At 61.3% G+C, this 2,574-nt stretch carries 1 protein-coding gene and 1 pseudogene; one reads left to right on the top strand and one right to left on the bottom strand.

Features of this window, described 5'->3' with window-relative positions; translation table 11 throughout:
- Positions 1–171 precede the first annotated feature (171 nt).
- Positions 172–2,031, top strand: coding sequence for a bifunctional homocysteine S-methyltransferase/methylenetetrahydrofolate reductase (locus HUU60_12845; GenBank protein ID NUL83583.1), 1,860 nt, complete (start codon positions 172–174; stop codon positions 2,029–2,031).
- A gap of 140 nt (positions 2,032–2,171) precedes the next feature.
- Here HUU60_12845 and HUU60_12840 read toward each other — a convergent pair.
- A pseudogene (locus HUU60_12840) lies at positions 2,172–2,297 on the bottom strand (hypothetical protein).
- Positions 2,298–2,574 lie beyond the last annotated feature (277 nt).

The following is a 2,574-nucleotide window of genomic DNA, read 5'->3' as shown; positions in this document are numbered from 1 at the left end:
ACCCCGAGACCGCCAGCGGCGACCTCAACGGCGACGGCATCGTGGACGACACAGACCTCGCCCTCGTCCTCACCGACTTCGGCAAAGTCTGTCGAAACTAAATCGTCCGGTATACTCAAGAACGGTCGGGCGGAAGACCAAAATAGAAGCATCGCCGCCCGACCGTTCTCAATGACACGACAGCAATTCGCCGACTACCTTTCCGATAACATCCTGATCGCCGATGGCGCAACGGGCACCATGCTCGCTCTGCGCGGGGCGACCCTGCCTTACGACGCTGCCTGCCTGACCGCGCCCGAAACCGTCGCAACCGTCCACAAGGAGTATTACGACGCGGGCGCCCGCCTGATCGAGACCAACACCTTTGGTGCAAACCGGCTGAAACTGGCGCTGAGCCTAGGCTTCCAAGGCGATCCCCTGGCCAGCGAAGACCTGCGAAATCAAGCGAGAGAGATCAACCTGGCCGCCGTCAAGATCGCGCGACAGGCGACGGGCGCCGACGCCCTAATCTTTGGCGCGGTCGGTCCGGTCGGCAAGCCGCTGGAGCCATTGGGCGTTACGCGGCTAGAAGAAGCGAGACTTGCGCTGGGAGAGCAGATCGAATGGCTGGTCGAAGCGGGCGTAGACGGCCTGATGCTTGAAAGCTTCACCGATCAGACCGAACTCAAGATCGCTTTCGACGAGGCGCGGCGCATCGCCCCCGACCTGCCGATCATCGCCTCCAAGGCCTTTATCGAAGACGGCGAGAGCCTGATGGAGGGCCTGCCCGAACGCTTCGCGGCTCTGGCAGCCTCTTGGGGCGCGGACGCCGTCTCGGCCAACTGCATCGTCGGCCCGCAAAGAATGCTGGAGATCGTCCGGTCGATGGCTCTGGGCACAGACTTGCCCATCGCTGCCTTGCCCACGCCCGGATTGCCCCAACTGGTTCGCGGAGAGGTGATCTACGACATCCATCCCGACTACTTTGCAAAGGGCGCAGCCAGGCTGGTCGATGCGGGCGCGAGGATCGTCGGCGGATGCTGCGGCACCACGCCCGACCACGTCCGCGCCATCGCCGAAACTCTAAAGGGCGCCAAGCCCAAGCCGACCGCGGGCGAGAAAATCCGCCAAGCGCGCGCCGGACGACAAGAGACCGAAATCCCAGAGGCCGAACCGTCCAAAGTTTCCAAGATGCTGGGCAACCAGCGCGTCATCACCGTCGAGCTGGACTTGCCGCGCGGCCTGAACGTAACCAAAGTGATGGACGGCGCGCGCCTGTTAAAAGAGAAGGGCGTCCACATGATCGACATATCGGACGGCGCGCGGGCGCGTCTGCGAATGAACCCGATCTCGATCTCGCACCTAATCCAGCGCGACGCGGGCATCGAGGTGATGATGCATTTTGCCTGCCGAGACCGCAACCTGTTGGCGATCCAGGCCGACCTGTTGGGCGCCCACTCGCTGGGATTGCGCAATATCTTGGCCATCACCGGCGACCCGGCACAGATCGGCGATTATCCTTCCGCCACCAGCGTGTTCGACGTAGACGCCGTGGGGCTGACGCGCATTCTGAACCGATTTAACGAAGGATACGACCTGGCCGGCAACAGCATCGGCATGAAGACCAACTTTACCATCGCCGTGGCCTATAACCCGCTGGCCAACGACCTAAAGGCCGAAACCGACCGGCTTAAGCGCAAGGCCGACGAGGGAGCGCACCTGATCTACACCCAGCCCATCTTCGAAAAAGCCTACGCCGAGATCGCCGCCGGCGCCGCGCAAGAATTAGAGCTGCCGTGGCTGATCGGCGTTTTGCCGTTGCGCAATCGCCGACACGCGGAGTTTATGCATAACGAGGTGCCGGGCATAGTCATACCCGACGCGATCCGACGCCGGATGGACGAAGCGCCCGAAGAAGACGCCCTGAAGACCGGGATCGAGATCGCACAAAACTTCCTGACCGAGGCAGGCGACTTGGCTCAGGGCATCTATCTGATGCCGCCCGCCGGCAGCGCCAAAATCGCCGCCGAAGTGCTCGAGCCATTTTTGTAGGAAGCGGGATTCGTACTCAAAATTGTGCTACAAACCTAAAATTTCCCGTTCGCGTGCGCTAGCCGAGGCAATTCAATATGACTCTCGTTCTCTCTACTTGTCGCTCTTTGCATCTGGTGGGAGCAGAAGCCCTCTTCCATTGCGCCGGATGGCACCGAGACGCGGCCCATAGAGATGCCGTCGCTCAGCAAGACATCGACTTCGAGAGTGGGGTTTCCGCGCGAATCGAGGATTTCGCGGGCGTTTATGATATCGATCGCGGCCATGTCGCCCTCCGTTAGCGAGGGGGATTATACCTGCCGCGAGGGGCTGGAACTTTCCAATCGAATAGGGCGTCAAACTCTCCAAGGCGCGTTGTGCTTGGAGTCGTCGACGCGCCTTAATCCGCCAGCCTTCGGCTGGCCATCAACGGCCAAAACAGAAACTGCCCGTAGGCGAGGCGGCCAGGGTCATTGCGCGCTGTCCTGGGCATGTTCCGCGCTGCGATGGAGGTAAGCGCCATGAGACTCTTAGCAATAATCTTGTTGGCCGTCGTTCTGCTTG

Source organism: Armatimonadota bacterium, from assembly GCA_013359125.1.
Taxonomy (GTDB): domain Bacteria; phylum Armatimonadota; class Fimbriimonadia; order Fimbriimonadales; family GBS-DC; genus JABWCR01.
This window is presented reverse-complemented; position numbering and strand designations above follow the sequence as displayed.

Bases quoted from the DNA above. Each gene is read 5' to 3' on its own strand.
- HUU60_12845 (NUL83583.1), top strand. From the start codon at position 172: ATGACACGACAGCAATTCGCCGACTACCTTTCCGATAACATCCTGATC.